The following is a 15,452-nucleotide window of genomic DNA, read 5'->3' on the forward strand; positions in this document are numbered from 1 at the left end:
AGTATTTAGGTTTGATTTTGACGTTTCAGGTAATTCACGTTCCGTAACACCCCGCCTACAGATCGGAACGGACATGATCGTCCTCGGCGTAATCCTGCTGTTGATCGGCTATTTCACTAGCCTGAGCATCCTGTACACGATCGGCGCGATCCTCGTCGTCGTCGGTGTCGTGCTGTGGATCCTCGGAGCGGTTGGCCGCCCGGTCGGTGGTCGAAAAGTCTGGTTCTAGCGCGTGACCTCTGCCGCGGGGCGTGATGACCAGGCGGTACATCCCCTGGTCCGCGCCGCCGCGGCGTGGTCATGGCGGCTGCTCGTCATAGGGGCGGCCGCCTATGCACTGCTCTGGCTACTTCAGACCATGGGCGTCGTGGTCGTCTCGATCGCGATCGCCCTGATCCTCACCGCGCTCCTGCTGCCCGCCGTCGACTTCCTAGATCGTTACGGCGCGGTTCGCGGGGGCGCGGTGGCGTTCGTCATGGTGCTCGGTCTGGCCATCCTCACCGGTGTCATGTCGTTCGTCGTCAACCAATTCGTCGACGGTGCACCGCAACTCGTCGACGAGGTGACCCGCAGCATCGAAGGTGCCCGCGCCTGGCTCATCAACGGGCCGGCCGACCTCAGCCGCGACCAGATCAACCAGGCCGGCGACACCGTCATCGACTCGCTGCGCGACCATCAGGCGCAGCTCACCACTGGCGCCCTGTCCACCGCGGGCACCATCGCCGAGATCCTCACCGGCGCACTGCTGTGCCTCTTCACGGTCATCTTCTTCCTCCTCGGCGGCCGCAACATCTGGGAATTCGTCACCCGTCTCATCCCGCGCGCTCAGCGGGCGCGCGTGCGCGAAGCTGGTGCGGCCGGGTTCCATTCACTGGCCGGCTATGCGCGCGCCACGTCGCTGGTGGCCCTCGTCGACGCCGTCGCCATCGGCAGCGGCCTGGCGATCATGGGCATTCCGCTGGCGCTGCCGCTGGCCTCACTCATCTTCCTCGGCGCCTTCGTCCCCGTGGTGGGCGCTCTGGTCACCGGCTTCCTCGCGGTGATCGTGGCCCTACTGGCCAAGGGCATCGTGTACGCGCTGATCACCCTTGCGCTCATCATCGCCGTCATGCAGCTCGAAGCCCACGTCCTGCAGCCGTTGGTCATGGGTCGCGCGGTGTCGCTGCACCCGCTCGCCGTGGTCATCGGCATCACCGCGGGCGGTGTGCTGGCGGGCGTGATCGGCGCCCTGCTCGTGGTGCCTGCCATCGCGTTCTTCAACAGTTTCGTGCGAGTCCTCGCCGCCCAGGATCCCGACTCGGAGGCCGATTCGCTCGACGACGAGGACGGCCCCCTGGTCGACTCGAACGTCGACGACCCTGGGCCCAAGCGCTAGCCCGAACCTACGTGGATTCTCTCACTCCGGCTGAGCGCCGCGGGCGTCGAGCCTGCGCAGCACGACGTCGACGATGGTCGGGTCGGTACCGGATTCCGCTCTGGCGGTGACGATCTCGTTGCGGGCGGCCTCGAGGATCTGATCCTTCACGGCATTGCTAGACATCGCATGGTCGGTGTGCCGGGCGCTCTCCTCGGCGTCGTGCTCGACCGGTGCGAATCCGATGGCATGCCACATCCGGTCGGCGTTCTCGCCTGCGTGCTCGAGGACGTCGGTGTCGACGTCACCGCCGGAACGCAGTTCGTCGAGCCGCCGCTGGCCGGCCGCCCTGGCCCGCCGGATCAGATCCTGGGTGGCCCCGTCCCGCGCGTCGTTGGACACGCTCACGTTCAGCCGCCGGACCAGGAACGGCAGCGTCAGACCCTGCACCAGCATCGTCACCATGATCACGACGAACGCGATGAAGATGAGCCGGTCGCGCTCCGGAAAGCCCGGCGTGCCAACGGGTAAGGCCAACACACACGCCAGCGTCACCACGCCGCGCATGCCCGCCCACGAGGCGATCGTCATCTCCCGCCACCCGGTGGGCTCGCCCGAAGCACCCTGGCGGCGACGCAGTTTCTCGTCGGCGGCGGCGACCGGGAAGATCCACAGGAACCGGACCGCGATCACCACTGCCGTGACGATCAATGCCTGCCCGATGGCGACGTCCAACGACCCCGGCACGTTGGCTGCGACGTTGCGCAACTCCACTCCGACGAAGGCGAACGCGGCACCGGTGAGGAGCAGTTCGACGACGTCCCACGTCGTGCCGCTGACCAGCCGCGTCTGCGCGGATTCCACGTCGCCGGAACGGCTCAGCGCCAAGGCGACCGTCACGACCGCCAGCACGCCGCTGCCGTGCAGGAGGTCGGCCGCCCCGTAGGCCACGAACGGGACTACGAGCACCAGCGCGCTACCCGACGGGTGCGCGGGCAGGACGTCGAGGAGCCGGCGCGTCGCCAGTGCCAGCGCGAGCCCGACCGCGATGCCGATGGTCACCGCCACCGCCAGCGTGCCCGTTGCCTTCCATGGCGAAAACGCACCGGTCAGGGTGGCCGCCACCGCGACTTCGTAGAGCACCAGCGACGTGGCGTCGTTCGACAACCCTTCACCCTCGAGGACCGTCCGGAGCCGCCGTGGCAACTTCAGCTTGCGCGCCACCGAGGTGGCGGCGACGGGATCGGGCGGGGCGACGGCCGCGCCGAGCGCCACACCCGCAGCCAGTGGCAGCCCTGGCACCACGGCGCTGACAACCGCGCCGACCACGAACGCCGTCACCGCGACCAGCGCCACGGCGAGTAGGCCGATGGCGCGGCGGTTGTCCAGGAATTGGCGCCACGACGTGCGCCTGGCGGCGGCGAACAGCAGCGGCGGCAGCACCACCGGCAGGATCCAGCCCGGGTCGACGTTCGGTATCTCCAGCCCCGGAATGAAGGCGAGCACCAGACCGAACGCGAGCAGCATCACCGGATAGGGCACCGTGATGCGCTCGGCCAGCGGAGCCAGCACCACGGTCGCCGCGATCAAGATCAAAAGCAGGGTCAAGGGAACTCCTTCTAGGACGAACCGGACTTCCCCGCTATCGCGAAGCTGAACCCGCCGGGTTTCCCGGGCGGGGCAGTGGGCACCCGTTCCCGGGCGGAGGGAACGTCGTGGACTGGTTGATCGCATCCGACTACTCCTGGGCCAGATGGCTCCTGGAGCGTGGCATCGCGGTCATCTACGTCGTCGCGTTCGGCGCTGCCGGCCTGCAATTCAAGGGGCTGCTCGGCACCCGCGGCATGCTGCCGATCCCCGCGTTCCTGCGCACGCACTCGTTCCGGGCGGCACCTAGTGTCTTCCAGCTGCACTACTCGGACCGCTTCTTCGCCCTGGTGTGCTGGGCGGGCGCGACGCTGGCCGCCGCCATGGTGCTCGGCCTCGGCGACGCCGTGCCGCTCTGGGCGGCGATGACACTCTGGCTGGTGCTGTGGGCGGCGTATCTGTCGATCGTCAACGTCGGCCAGCTCTGGTACTCGTTCGGCTGGGAGTCCCTGCTGCTCGAGGCGGGCTTCCTGACGGTGTTCCTCGGCAACCACGACGTCGCACCACCGTGGGCGGTGCTGGTGGCCGCCTGGTGGCTGCTCTTCCGCGTCGAGTTCGGGGCCGGGTTGATCAAGGTGCGCGGCGACGAGTGCTGGCGCAACCTGACGTGTCTGGACTACCACCACGAGACGCAGCCCATGCCGGGCCCGTTGAGTTGGTTCTTCCACCGGCTGCCCAAGCCGCTGCACCGCGTCGAGGTTGCAGGCAATCACGTGGCGCAGCTCTTCGTGCCGTTCGGCCTGTTCGCCCCACAGCCCGTGGCCGCCGTCGCGGCAGGCATCGTCATCGTCACCCAGCTGTGGCTGGTCGCGTCCGGGAACTTCGCGTGGCTCAACTGGCTGACGATCGTGCTCGCGTTCAGCGCCGTCGACGACGGCACGGTCGCCGCGGTCACCGGGCTCTCGCCACCCGGGCACGCCGGTGCCATGCCGGTCTGGTTCGGCGCGATCGTCGTCGCCTTCGCCGTGCTGGTCGCCGTGCTCAGCTGGCACCCCGCCCGCAACCTGCTGTCGCGACGCCAGCGCATGAACAAGACCTTCGACCCGCTGCACCTGGTCAACGCCTATGGCGCCTTCGGCACCGTCGGGCGCACGCGCAACGAGGTGGTCTTCGAGGGCACCGCGGACGCGGCGGTCGACGATGCCTCGTGGGTCGAGTACGGATTCAGGGGAAAGCCCGGCGACGTCACCCGGATGCCCAGGCAATGGAGTCCGTATCACCTGCGGCTCGACTGGCTGCTGTGGTTCGCCGCGATCTCTCCGGCGTACGCCCAACCGTGGGTCGGGCGGTTCTGCGAGGGTCTGCTGCGCAACGACCCGGACATCGTACGGCTGTTGCGGCACAACCCCTTTCCCGACCAGCCGCCACGCTATGTGCGGGCGCTGCTGTACCGCTACCGCTTCACTACCCCGCACGAACGCAGGACCGAACGCGCGTGGTGGCACCGCGACCTCGTCGGCACCTTTCTGGCGCCACTGGACCTGCGCGAACTCGACCGAATGAAGAGGTGATGACGACGTGACCGCTGCCGACTTCCTGCCCCCGACCAAGGATCTCGACGACCTCGCCGCCGCGGCGAAGGGCTGCCAGGGGTGCGACCTGTTCCGGGATGCCGACCAAGCCGTGTTCGGCGAGGGCGCCGGATCGGCGACCATGATGCTCGTCGGCGAGCAACCCGGCGACCAGGAGGATCGGGCAGGTCGCCCGTTCGTGGGGCCCGCGGGCCGGTTGCTCGACAGGGCGTTGGCCGCCGCTGCCGTCGAGCGGGAACCGCTCTATGTCACCAACGCCGTCAAGCACTTCAAGTTCACGCTCCCCGAACGCGGCAAGCGCAGGATTCACCAGACACCCACGCGGACCGAGGTCGTGGCATGCCGGCCGTGGCTGTTCGCCGAACTCGAGGCGGTGGATCCCGACGTCGTGATCCTGCTGGGCGCCACCGCAGCGAAGGCATTGCTGGGCAACGACTTCCGACTGACCGCACATAGGCAGGAGGTGCTACGCCTACCCGCCGGCGACGACGTGCCGCCCGTCGACCCGACCGTGGTGGCGACCGTGCATCCGTCGTCGATCCTGCGCGGACCCCAGGAGCGACGCGACGAGGCGTTCCAGTCACTCGTCGACGATCTGCGATTCGCCGCGTCCCTGCTGAACACCCGGTGATTGCCTGCGCGGGAGGCGGGTAGCCGGGGGCCATGTCAACAACCGTCACCGTCACGTTCATCGGCAACGCCACCACGCTGATCTCGACAGGCGACCTCACGCTGCTGACCGACCCGAACTTCCTGCACCAGGGCCAGCACGCCTACCTCGGCTACGGCCTGGTGTCCAAAAGACTGCAACCGCCCGCGCTGACCATCGACCAGCTACCGAAACTCGACGCAATCGTGCTGTCGCACATGCACGGTGACCACTGGGACCGCGTCGCTCAGCGAGGACTCGACCACGGTTTGCCCATCCTCACCACGCACGCGGCAGCAAAGGCGCTGCGCAAGCGCGGCTTTCCGCGCGCGACCGGGATGGCGACGTGGCAGTCGCACACGCTCACCGGAACCCAATCGCGGATCACGGTCACGGCGCTGCCCGGTCGGCATGCGCCGCTGTGGGCGCAGCGCCTCCTGCCGCCGGTGAACGGGACCATGCTGGAGTTCGGCCCGCTCGACGGCTCGGTCACGTCGCGGCTGTACGTCTCGGGCGACACGCTGCTGATCGACGAGTTGTCGGAGATTCCGGCACGTTTCGAGTCGATCCATGCCGGGGTGCTGCACCTGGGCGGCACCCGGTTGCCTGCAGGTTCAAGGCTGCCGTTCGGACTCACGGTGACGATGGACGGCCAACAGGGCACCGACGTCGTCGAACTGCTCGACCTGCCGAAGGTGATTCCGGTGCACTTCGACGACTACGGGGTGTTCGCGTCGCCGCTGGCCGACTTCGAGCGAGAAATGGCGCGCCGCGGGCACTCCGAACGACTTCTTCGGGTTACCCGCGGCGCGTCGGTGACGATCTAGCGCTAGCGCGCCGAGGCAGCGGCGCCCTTCTCGGTGTCCTTGCCCTCGTTGGCGAGCTGGCCGCTCGAGTTCTCCAGGTGCGCGCGGACGAACCACTGGAACTTCTCCAGCTCGGCCGCATGGCCGATGAGCAGGTCCTGCGACACCAGGTCGAGTTCCTCGAGGCGCTCGATGGTCTTGCGGGTGTCCTCGATGACGCCGTTGTAGACGAGGTCGACGGCGGCGAGGTGAGCCTGCACGGTGTCGCGGCCAACCGAGTAGTCGTCCCACGTGCGGTCCTTCACGATCGCGCCGGGCGTGCCCTGCGGCGATGCGCCGAGTGCGGCGATCCGCTCGGCGGCCTCGTCGGCGTAACCGCGGACCAGCTCGACCTGCGGGTCGATCATCTCGTGCACCCCGATGAAGTTGGGGCCGACGACGTTCCAGTGCACGTGCTTGAGCGTGAGGTGGAGGTCGTTGTAGGTGCTGAGCTGCTTCTGCAGCAGGTCGGCGATCTCGCGGCCCTGCTGTTCGGACAGGCCGGGCACGGTGAATTGCGTCATGGTGTTCTCCTTCGTGGACTACGTAACTCCGCCCGGTGATCTACCCAGACGACGCGCCCGGCAATCTGACGACTACGTGACGTATGACCGAATCGCGTCAGCGCACGTCGCCGCGGATGACGGCGATCCACTCCTCGCGCCGGCCGCGCGGGAGCAACCCCTCACGCTCCAGCCATTCGGCCCGTGCCGACATGACCGGTCCGAACGGGATCAGCTGCTCGGCGACCACGTCGGCCCGCAGCCCGGCGGCGCGCAGCGCGCGCACGGTGGCGCCGATGCCCGCGAACTCCGACTGCACGATCAACACGGTGCCGCCGTCGGCGAGCATCGAGGGCACGTTCTCGCAGAGGGGATCGAGCACCAGTCGCCCGTCCCGCCCGGCGTTCCATGCCGTCGATGGACCCGCGATGGGCACGACGTCTGCGCCGTCGTCGAAGGGGACGTAGGGCGGGTTGCACGTCACGACGTCGAACGGGCCGAACTCCACCGCCCTGGCCCACGAACCGAGGTGGACGTCGACGTTCAGGCCGGCTGCGGCGGCGTTGCCGCGGGCGCACCGCACCGCGTCGGCGGACAGATCTAGGGCGGTGACGTCCGCGGCGCCGGTCGCGGCCGCGGCGAGGCCGACAACGCCGCTGCCGGTGCACAGGTCAGCGACGCGGTTGCCGGGCACGCGACCGGTGGAGCGCATGACGTCGATCAGCAGGGCCGAGTCGTGCTGCGGCGGATAGACGTCGGGGGTGATGGTGGGGACTCCGAGCACCGTGTCGGCGTCCTGGATGGCTGTGGTCACGTTTGCTCCGGCAATTGATTCAGATGGTTCGCTGCGGGTGATCGCTGCCGTGGGGATTCCCCCTCCGCTCCGATTTAGACCTATCGGATGAAACCGAATCGAGACTCGTACGTGACCCCCGGAGCAGGTCGGGTGCACTTCGTGTTTGACACCGCCCCATAGCGGGTACCGGCGCTCTTCGAGCAGGGGAGGAACTGTGCGTACCGAATTCCATGCCGAACTCGACCGCCTGTCGAGCGAACTCGGCGAGATGTGTGGGATAGCGGCGTCGTTGATGGAATGCGCCACCGTGGCACTCGTCCGCGCCGACGGGCCGTGCCTGGACCGGGTGCCCGCGGAACTCGCGCGCCTCGATGCCATCGACGCACGCGCCCGTGACCGCGCGATGGCCATGCTGGCACTACAGGCACCCGTCGCCCGAGACCTGCGCATGGTGGTGTCGGCGATTCAAATCGCCGCGGACGCCGACCGGATGGGTGGCCTTGCGGCCAACGTGGCGAAGATCGCCCGCCGGCATCATCCCGACGTCGCCGTACCCGAGATCGCCGCGGACCACTTCGTTCAGATGGGCCGGGTGGCGGTCGACCTCGCCCGCGACGTGCAGTCGGCCGTGCTCACGGGGGACGTGGACCACGCCGAACGCGTTCAGCACGACGACGAGGCCATGGACGACCTCAACCGGGGGCTCTTCGGTTTGCTCACCGATCTGCGCTGGGACCACGGCACCGCATCCGCGGTCGACGTGGTCCTGCTCGGCAGGTTCTACGAGCGATTCGCCGACCATGCCGTCGAGATCGCGCGCAGGATCGTCTTCCGCTCCACCGGTCGCGCCCCCCTGCGCACCGACGAACCACGGGCACACGTCATCCGCCGGTGAACCAGGTGGTCGTCTAGGTCGTCGTCGGGGCACTCTCGCTCGTCGACGTCTCGGACGTATCCGTGTAGGTCGGCGCGTCCTGCGTGGTCCCGCATGCGGTGACGACGGGCAGCACGACGACGCCGAGTGCGAACACTCCCGCTGCCACGGCGCGACGGGATGCTCGAGGAGTCCAAAGCCGGTTGATCATGAGCTTCAGCTACCCCATGCCGCACGCGACAAACCCCGTTTGCGCACCGGTACCCGGGGTATCGCCGAGGCTCCCTCAACCTAAGGACTGAACATGACCACAGCAAATACCGGTGGAACGGCCAGGGCGACCCGCAGCCGCACCCCCGTACAGATGGCCGCACTCGTCGTCGGCGCCGTCTTCCTGCTCGTCGGCATTGCCGGATTCATCCCCGGCGTGACCACCAACTATGACCAGCTCATGGGTGCAGGCCATCATTCCGGCGCCATGCTTCTCGGAATCTTCAACGTGTCGATCCTGCACAACGTGGTGCACCTGCTGTTCGGCGTCGCAGGCGTGTTGATGGCGCGCACCGCCCCCTTGGCGCGCAACTACCTGATCGGCGGCGGCATCGTCTACGCCCTGCTGTTCGTCTACGGCCTGGTGATCGACCACGAGAGTGCCGCGAACTTCGTCCCGCTCAACCAGGCAGACAACTGGCTGCACCTGGTTCTCGCGATCGGGATGATCGCGCTCGGAGTGCTCCTGGGCAAGCGGTCGCTCACGGCCACCAGCTCACCGAATGCGCTGGGACGCAACGCCTGACGGTGTTTCTCGCCTTTTGCCGTCGGGTAGACGAAATGGGACCGGCGCACAGCCCACGCGCCGTCAGCCCAATTCGATTCACTTGCGGAGGCAACTCACCGTGTCAGAAGACGTCGTCAGCTACTTGAAGCAACAGCACGAGGCCATCAGGGCGCTGTTCATCGAGACACTCGATGCCAGTACCACCGAACAGCAGCAGGCATTCGACCGGCTGCGCACGCTGTTGGCGGTGCACGAGACGGCCGAGGAGATGATGGTGCACCCGCGTGTGCGCCGGAAGGTCGACGGCGGCGCCGCGGTGGCCGATGCTCGGCTGGCCGAGGAGCACGATTCGAAGGAGGCGCTGGCGCGCCTGGAGAACATCCCCTGCGGCACTGCCGAGTTCAGCAAGGAGTTGATTCACCTGCAGGCCGCGGTCCTCGCGCATGCCGAGCCCGAGGAGGCCGAGGAGTTCACGCTGCTGGAAACCGAACTCGACGACGAGGAACGCCGCAAGTTGGCGTCCGCGGTGCAGGCCGCCGAGCGCATTGCGCCGACGCATCCGCACCCCGGAGTCGAGTCGGGGTTCGCGAACTTCGCCGTCGGGCCGTTCGCGTCGATGTTGGACCGCGCCCGCGACGCCTTGCGGGGCGCTGCTTGATCACTGCTGGTGCGATCGGCCCCCGTGTTTGCGCGGGGGCCGGTTCGCGTCAGGAGTCCTTGGCCTCGGCGGCCTCTTCGGGTGTGGGCCGGTTCGGTGCGTCACGGCCCTCTCGGCTACGCCGGTAGGCGGCGCGGCGGAAGTCGGTCAACCACTGCGGCGTCAGCCGGACGTGCTCGGGTTCGTTGACGACCGGGTCGAACGAGATGTCTTCGCCGGAGACGACGCCGTCGAAGTGCAGGCGCGCCAAGGGCTGAAACTCGTTCAACTTAAGTGCCTGCTCGACCGTGACGTCGAGGCCCTCGCCGGATGCGCGGCGGGCGATGTCGGTGAGAGCCAGTCCGCCGCCGTCGATGGTCGATGTGATGCGTGCCCGCAGCCACCACAATTCGTCGTCGTGAGCCAGCGGCATGAGCGTCGAGAACTCCGAGCCCGTCCATCCGAGGATCGGGCGCAGCACGGCACGGCTCAGTGGCCCGTGCATGACCGATGCCAGGAGGACGTCCCACTTGCCCGAGCCTTCCGGCGTCTCCATGCGCCACGCGAGCCCGCCGATGTCGGGGAGGCGGCCTGGTGCGCCCAGGGCCTTCGACACCCGGCCCAGAATGGGCCCGGAGACGAGGGGCAGGCCCTCGCCTTCGGGGGCGGTGCGTTCCAGTCGACCGGACATCAGCACCCCGCGCGGATGGAAGAGCTTGCGGTGCCGCAGTTCGGAGCCCCACTGGAAGGGCAGTGCGATCACGTCTGCTGGTTTCATTCATTTCCCATAGCCGATTGCGGCGTGCTCAAACGGATTGAACTGGGCGTTCAGGGGCTATACGCGCAGCATGAACGCCCTGTTGGGGCGCGCGAGAAGGGAGGCTGCCATGCCTGCCGGCAATGCGGCGTCGAAGGTCGTCGAGTACGCGATCCAGACTCCGCACAGCAAGACCGTCCTCATGACCACCGAGGACCGCGCCGAAGCCGAGCGCACGCTCGACATGCTCGGCGAGGGCCAGCTGTTGATGCGGACCGTCACGTACGGCCCGTGGAAGCCCGCGATCGACGATGCGCACGACCTGAGCGCCTAGTACCCGGGCGCTCCGGCCTGCGCCTCGGCTTCGTTGAGGCGGCGATCAGCGGTGACGCGTTGGGCGCGGTCCTGGGCGCGGGTGCGTTGGCGGCGGGGCATGAGGAGGCCAGGGTTGTGTTGCGCCCGTGCCCGTTCGGCTTGTTCGGCGGTGACGGTGACTGGTGCGGTGGGCGTGTAGAGGCTGGGGAAGAGCAGCTTACTGCCCGGCTCGGTGACGTAGGTTCGGCCGTGCGGTGAGGTCCAGATGATGGTCCCGTCTGGGAGTTGTCGATCGCCCCAGCCGTTGGGCCCGCCCCAGAAGGTTTTGAGCAAGTGGTGTCGACGGCATAGGCATTTGAGGTTCGACGCGCAGGTGGGTCCGATCGGCCAGGCGATGGTGTGGTCGATGTCTGCCTCGGTGGCCGGTTGCGAGCAGCCCGGGAAGCGGCAGGTGAGGTCTCGGCAGCGGACGAACTCGGCCAGCCGGCGCGATGGGGTGTAGCGGGGTTCGGGTGGTGCGTCGCCGGGGTGGCAGACCTTGCGCACTTTCGCGGTGAGCGCGAAGCGGCGTGCCAGGGCGCCGGGGAGGAACGGGCCGCCGATTATGGCGCCGGGGCGGGTGGCGGGGGATTCGTGATTGGCATGAGCGGCTGGTCCACCCGAGCCGCACGTGTCATCCGCTGCAACGTGGTTCGCATCCGGTTCGGCTATCGGACTCTCGTCGTCCGGCGCCGCGTCTGCAAGTTCACCTTCGGCATCCGCGTGGGAGTCATCGCTGCCGTCCGCACCGGTGTTGCCGCCCAGCTCATCCCACGTCGTGATCTCGGACAGGGGCTTGTCGAACAGCCGCTCGGGGTCGCCGTCGAGCGCTGCATCCTGAGCAGCGGCCGCGTCACTGGTGTCGTCGAGGGTGTCCTCGTTGACCACCACGTACACAACGGCGTTGCCGGTGGGAGGCGTCTTGGGTCCTGGGCAGTCGTCGCTACCGCACAGGCAGGGTAGGTAATCGAGTGCATGGGTGATGGAGTGGACGGCATCGGCACGGCGCTGCTCGACCGTCCGCGGGTCGCCCGGGCACACGGTGTGGGCCAGAACATTCAAGCGCTTCTCAAGTGCCTTGCCGTGGGTGGCTAACAGCGTGCCGAACATGGTGGCCATGCCGGAGCCGTCGTAGTCGAACTGGATGTTGCGGCCCTTGGCCGTGAGCTTGGTGCGGTACACGCCGTGGGGGTCGTGCTCGGCGACGATCGCATCGATGGCGTTGTTGAGCTTGTCCTCTGACATCGGCGCCCAGTCCGTGAGCACCTCGGCGAATGCGCGGTCTACCGCGCGTTGGGCGTCGCGGTCTCGGACCAAAGCGGTGCGGGCGGTGATCGCCGACACGACGCGGTAGGACACCAGACCGTCGGCGAACAACGCCGCCACCTCCGGCAGCCGGTCCCGCAGCGCGGTGGCGATCAACAGCTGATGCGACGCTGCGCCTTGGGTGATGTTCTGCTCGGCCCCGATCTCCGCGGCGACCGCTCCCCAGTTGTCCAAATACCACTGCTCCCGATCAGCAGAGCCGTCCGCGGCGTAGGCCCGATCCAATAGCACGACCATCGCGGCGAGCCGCCTCGCTGTCGCCGCGGCCTCCACTCGCGCCCATTCCCCGACGGTGCCGGAGGCGTCGAAGGCGGTGGCGAATCGATCGAACATACTTTCGAATCTACTACCCGGGTACGACAAGTCTCCGCATCAAAAACTGGCGCTGACCAGGCTGTGAATGGAAACAGCACTGGGGATAAACCGTCTAGGCGGCGGTGTTTTCGTCGCACCCAGGGTGTAAAGGCCACCCCTCAGTACCCGCCCGGCCTGCCGTTCGCGACGTACTTCAGACCAGCCCGGTGGACGGCATCGGCGTCGGCGACATTGCGCGTATCCACCACGACCGCGTCCGGCGCCTGCTCGGCCACTGCCGCCCAGTCGAGGCTGCCGAACTCCGGCCACTCGGTCAGCACCACGATCGCGTCCGTCGCCTTCATTGCTCGGTGTGGATCGTCGACCGCGGTCACCCCAGCCGACTGCAGGGCCGCCGGGTCGATCGCCGCCAACCGCGGGTCGAACGCATAGACGTTCGCCCCCAACCCGGTCAGGTGTTCGCACACCGCCAACGCTGGTGAGTCGCGGGTATCGCTCGTATGCGCCTTGAACGCCACGCCCAGCGCCGTCACCCGCGCGCCGTCCAGCGGCCGGGACATGTTGCGTTCCAATGCCTCCGCGATGCGCGCGGCCTGCCCCTCGTTCGTGACACGGCACGCCTCCACCTCGGCCAGCTTCCCACCGTGCCTCCGCGCCACGTGCACCAGCGCCGCGGTGTCCTTCGGCAGACACGACCCACCCCACCCCGGTCCCGGCCGCAGGAACGCCGCTCCAATCCGTGGGTCGGCGCCCATGCTGCGCGTCACGTCGTCGACATCGGCACCCACCCGCGCGCACAGATCCGCAACGGAATTCGCGTACGACAGCTTCACCGCCAGGAATGCGTTGCTCGCGTACTTGGCCAGCTCCGCGCTCTCCGGGGTCATCGCCAGCGTCGGCGCATCCGATCCGAGCACCTTCCGCAGCAGCTCGACGTGATCGTCGTCCGTTGCCCCGACCACCACCCGGTCGGGATGACGGAAGTCGTGCACGGCGCGCCCCTCGCGCAGGAACTCCGGCGTCGACACGGCACCAATGCCGCGGTCCCGCAACCGTTGTCCCACCGACGTCGTGGTTCCCACCGGAACCGTCGACTTGAGCGCCACGACCGCGCCAGGGCGCAACACCTCACCGAGTTCGGCTACCACGGCATCGACCGCCCGCAGATCGGCCGACCCGTCGGCGTCGCTGGGCGTCGGCACGCACACGAACACCACGTCGCGATCCGACACCTCGGCGTAGTCGGCGGTGAAGCGCAACGTGCCCGCCGCGAGACCCGCACGCAACGCATCCTCGAGATCCGGCTCCCCGATGGCCGAGAAGCCCTGCGTCAGTCGATCGAGCTTGCGCAGATCGACGTCCACGCACACCGTGTCGAATCCCCGCTCGGCCAGGCACACGGCGGTGGTCAGGCCCACGTACCCGGCGCCCACCACTCCTATTCCGACGTCGGTCACGAGGACTCCTTCAGAGCGGTGCGGACGGTGTCGAGGACCTCCGCCGTGGACAGGGACAACAACCCGGGATCGGGATGATCGGCATGCGGGTCGCCGACGTCGCCGGCCCACAGCACCCGATGACGCTCGAGTCGCCGCGGCCCCCACCGGCTCGGCGGGGTCGGGCCGAACAGCAGCACCGACTCCGTGCCGGTGGCGGTGGCCACGTGCGCTACCCCGGTGTCGCCACACACCAGCAGCCGCGCGTCGGCCACCAGCGTCACCAGATCCAGGAGATCCAGTTCCCCTGCCAAGACGGATGATCCGGGCAGACCGGCAGAGCCGGCCACCTGCTGGGCCAGCTCGCGTTCGGCCCGAGATCCGGTGACGACGACGTCGTACCCCTCGCCTGCCAGCTCGGCGGCAACCGCCGCGAAGCGGTCCGGCGGCCACCGGCGCGACGGCGCCGCCGCACCCGGGTGAATGACGACGGCATCGCGAAGCACCGACTTCCGCTGCGGCCGCGCGATGTCGAGATCATCAGCAGAGCAAGGCATTCCGGCCCACCGGAGCAGCTCGCACCACCGGTCGACCTCGTGCACGTCCTCCGACCAGTCCGGCCCCGGTACCTCGGGGTGGTCCGGATGGCGGTGCGTGAGCATCGCCAGTGGTGCCACACCGAGCAGGTGCTCGATGCTCTGCGGCCCGGCGCCGTGCAGGTTGACCCCCAGCATCGGCGGCTCATCCAGCGGCCGAACGTCGCCGAGCCCCGCCGTGGGCACCACCTCGTCGACCGCGTCGGTCAGCAGCGCCAGATCGCGGTAGGCCGCAGGCGCCGCGAGCACGATCGCTGCGTCGGGAAAGTGCCTACGCAGGCCCCGTAGCGCGGGTACCGCCGTCAGCAGGTCGCCAAGCCCGAGCGCCCTCAGCACGTAGACCGTTAGGGCCACGACGATTCCGTCGATGCGCAGACCACCAGCTCGCGCACCTCGCACCCCGCCGGCTGCGACAACGCGAACACGACCGTCTCGGCCACGTCCCCCGGCTGGTTCAGCTTGGCGTCCGCAGGCGGCTTGTACTGCTCGGTGCGGCCGTCGAAGAACGGCGTGTGCATGCCGCCGGGAATCAGCAGCGTCACGCCCACCTCGCCCGCGAGTTCGGCGGCCAGCGCGCGCGTGAACCCGACGACGCCGAACTTGGAGGCGCAGTATGCCGTTGCATCGCCGACGGCCTTGATGCCCAACGTCGACGCCACCGTGACGACGCGCCCGTGGCTGGCCTTCAGCATCGGCAGCGCCGCCCGGATCACGGCCGCGGTACCGAACAGATTGACCGCGACGACCTTCTCCCACTCCTTGGCGGGTACGTCGGCGAGGCTGCCGCACGAGTCGATGCCCGCAGCCGTGAACACACCCGTCAGTTCGCCACCAGCGCGCTCGACGAGCAGCGTCACCGCGGCGTCGACCGCATCGGTGTCGGCCAGATCGGCGGTCACGTAGTCGACGTCGGCACTCGGCGGTTTCAAGTCGATGACCAGCGGCGTACCTCCATGGCGCAGCACGGCTTCCACCGTTGCCGCACCCAGACCGGACGAACCGCCGGTGACGAGGACGTTGCCGAGTGCTCCGTGGGTGTTGGTGTCTGCCATG

The 15,452-nt window shown here is 68.4% G+C and carries 18 protein-coding genes; 9 read left to right on the forward strand and 9 right to left on the reverse strand.

The genetic code is table 11. The annotated features are described in order from the left end of the window. The first annotated feature begins 73 nt into the window (after positions 1-73). Together G6N61_RS14745 and G6N61_RS14750 are read left to right on the forward strand one after the other, a co-directional pair. Positions 74-229 (forward strand): hypothetical protein, encoded by a 156-nt coding sequence (locus tag G6N61_RS14745; protein ID WP_170314468.1) that lies wholly within the window; start codon positions 74-76, stop codon positions 227-229. Positions 230-232: 3 nt separating this feature from the next. Then, on the forward strand, positions 233-1,375 hold the full coding sequence (locus tag G6N61_RS14750; protein ID WP_163919192.1) for an AI-2E family transporter: 1,143 nt from the start codon (positions 233-235) through the stop codon (positions 1,373-1,375). A 21-nt stretch (positions 1,376-1,396) separates the two neighbouring features. Here G6N61_RS14750 and G6N61_RS14755 read toward each other — a convergent pair whose 3' ends face one another. Beyond that, a complete protein-coding gene (locus G6N61_RS14755; protein ID WP_235887548.1) occupies positions 1,397-2,962 on the reverse strand; it encodes a Na+/H+ antiporter in 1,566 nt (521 codons plus the stop codon). A gap of 107 nt (positions 2,963-3,069) precedes the next feature. Here G6N61_RS14755 and G6N61_RS14760 point away from each other — a divergent pair, with 107 nt between their 5' ends. From G6N61_RS14760 to G6N61_RS14770, 3 genes are read left to right on the forward strand one after another with little or no spacing between them, the layout of a single operon-like run. Further along, a complete protein-coding gene (locus G6N61_RS14760; RefSeq protein WP_163919194.1) occupies positions 3,070-4,512 on the forward strand; it encodes a lipase maturation factor family protein in 1,443 nt (480 codons plus the stop codon). 7 nt (positions 4,513-4,519) lie between these two features. Beyond that, positions 4,520-5,164 (forward strand): UdgX family uracil-DNA binding protein, encoded by a 645-nt coding sequence (locus G6N61_RS14765; RefSeq protein WP_163919195.1) that lies wholly within the window; start codon positions 4,520-4,522, stop codon positions 5,162-5,164. Positions 5,165-5,196: 32 nt separating this feature from the next. Then, positions 5,197-6,009: an MBL fold metallo-hydrolase gene (locus G6N61_RS14770; RefSeq protein WP_163919196.1), complete on the forward strand. Its 813-nt coding sequence runs from the start codon at positions 5,197-5,199 to the stop codon at positions 6,007-6,009. Positions 6,010-6,011: 2 nt separating this feature from the next. Here the strand turns inward: G6N61_RS14770 and G6N61_RS14775 are convergent, their stop codons facing one another. Both G6N61_RS14775 and G6N61_RS14780 read right to left on the reverse strand, forming a co-directional pair. Then, a complete protein-coding gene (locus G6N61_RS14775) occupies positions 6,012-6,551 on the reverse strand; it encodes a Dps family protein (RefSeq protein ID WP_163919197.1) in 540 nt (179 codons plus the stop codon). Between the two features lie 97 nt (positions 6,552-6,648). Next, positions 6,649-7,344, reverse strand: a complete 696-nt coding sequence (locus G6N61_RS14780) for a HemK2/MTQ2 family protein methyltransferase (protein WP_235887549.1) — start codon at positions 7,342-7,344, stop codon at positions 6,649-6,651. 196 nt (positions 7,345-7,540) lie between these two features. On the opposite strand from G6N61_RS14780, the gene phoU reads away from it, so the two are divergent. Next, positions 7,541-8,221 (forward strand): phosphate signaling complex protein PhoU, encoded by a 681-nt coding sequence (gene phoU / locus G6N61_RS14785; RefSeq protein ID WP_163919198.1) that lies wholly within the window; start codon positions 7,541-7,543, stop codon positions 8,219-8,221. 13 nt (positions 8,222-8,234) lie between these two features. Here the strand turns inward: phoU and G6N61_RS31130 are convergent, their stop codons facing one another. Next, on the reverse strand, positions 8,235-8,369 hold the full coding sequence (locus G6N61_RS31130; protein WP_264077085.1) for a hypothetical protein: 135 nt from the start codon (positions 8,367-8,369) through the stop codon (positions 8,235-8,237). A gap of 135 nt (positions 8,370-8,504) precedes the next feature. Here G6N61_RS31130 and G6N61_RS14790 point away from each other — a divergent pair, with 135 nt between their 5' ends. Together G6N61_RS14790 and G6N61_RS14795 are read left to right on the forward strand one after the other, a co-directional pair. After that, entirely contained in the window at positions 8,505-8,996 is a 492-nt protein-coding gene (locus G6N61_RS14790; protein WP_163919199.1) for a DUF4383 domain-containing protein, read from the forward strand. Between the two features lie 100 nt (positions 8,997-9,096). Continuing rightward, complete coding sequence (locus G6N61_RS14795) at positions 9,097-9,636, forward strand: hemerythrin domain-containing protein (RefSeq protein WP_235887550.1); 540 nt, start codon at positions 9,097-9,099, stop codon at positions 9,634-9,636. A gap of 49 nt (positions 9,637-9,685) precedes the next feature. On the opposite strand, the gene G6N61_RS14800 is transcribed toward G6N61_RS14795, so the two are convergent. Continuing rightward, positions 9,686-10,393 (reverse strand): phosphodiesterase, encoded by a 708-nt coding sequence (locus G6N61_RS14800; RefSeq protein ID WP_163919201.1) that lies wholly within the window; start codon positions 10,391-10,393, stop codon positions 9,686-9,688. Between the two features lie 109 nt (positions 10,394-10,502). Between G6N61_RS14800 and G6N61_RS14805 the strand changes: the two genes are divergently transcribed. After that, positions 10,503-10,706, forward strand: a complete 204-nt coding sequence (locus G6N61_RS14805) for a hypothetical protein (protein WP_163919202.1) — start codon at positions 10,503-10,505, stop codon at positions 10,704-10,706. Here G6N61_RS14805 and G6N61_RS30865 read toward each other — a convergent pair. The 4 genes from G6N61_RS30865 to G6N61_RS14825 form a co-directional block, all read right to left on the reverse strand. Then, positions 10,703-12,385, reverse strand: coding sequence for an HNH endonuclease signature motif containing protein (locus tag G6N61_RS30865; protein ID WP_235887551.1), 1,683 nt, complete (start codon positions 12,383-12,385; stop codon positions 10,703-10,705). The two genes, G6N61_RS14805 and G6N61_RS30865, sit on opposite strands and share 4 nt — an antisense overlap. Positions 12,386-12,525: 140 nt before the next feature. After that, a complete protein-coding gene (locus G6N61_RS14815; RefSeq protein WP_163919203.1) occupies positions 12,526-13,824 on the reverse strand; it encodes a UDP-glucose dehydrogenase family protein in 1,299 nt (432 codons plus the stop codon). Then, positions 13,821-14,753: a glycosyltransferase family 9 protein gene (locus G6N61_RS14820; protein ID WP_163919204.1), complete on the reverse strand. Its 933-nt coding sequence runs from the start codon at positions 14,751-14,753 to the stop codon at positions 13,821-13,823. The genes G6N61_RS14815 and G6N61_RS14820 overlap by 4 nt, the downstream gene beginning before the upstream one ends. Further along, on the reverse strand, positions 14,744-15,451 hold the full coding sequence (locus G6N61_RS14825; protein WP_163919205.1) for an SDR family oxidoreductase: 708 nt from the start codon (positions 15,449-15,451) through the stop codon (positions 14,744-14,746). Before G6N61_RS14825 ends, G6N61_RS14820 begins: the two co-directional genes overlap by 10 nt. Position 15,452 lies beyond the last annotated feature (1 nt).

This window comes from Mycolicibacterium arabiense (assembly GCF_010731815.2).
Taxonomy (GTDB): domain Bacteria; phylum Actinomycetota; class Actinomycetes; order Mycobacteriales; family Mycobacteriaceae; genus Mycobacterium; species Mycobacterium arabiense.